At 60.3% G+C, this 239-nt stretch carries 1 protein-coding gene; it reads right to left on the minus strand.

Going from position 1 to position 239, the window contains the following annotated elements; genetic code table 11:
- A partial coding sequence (locus tag NA986_RS15090; RefSeq protein WP_395237291.1) for an autotransporter-associated beta strand repeat-containing protein occupies positions 1 to 239 on the minus strand: 239 nt, incomplete at both ends.

Consider the following 239-nt stretch of genomic DNA (forward strand, 5'->3'; position numbering starts at 1 on the left):
CGCTGATGTTGTTGGTAAAGTCACCGCCGGTGTTCAGCTCCAGCGTGGCGTTGTTGGTAACATCGCCGGTGCCCAGCGCCTCAACGTTAGTGGCAACCAGCGTGCCGCCGCTAATGGTGGTGCCACCGGTGTAAGAATTGGTGCCGGAGAGGGTGAGCGTGTCGTCGCCGGATTTCACCACTTGCCCGCTGCCGCTGATGTTGTTGGTAAAGTCACCGCCGGTGTTCAGTTCCAGCGTG

It is taken from the genome of Salmonella sp. NW177, assembly GCF_051811585.1.
Lineage (GTDB): Bacteria > Pseudomonadota > Gammaproteobacteria > Enterobacterales > Enterobacteriaceae > Salmonella > Salmonella enterica.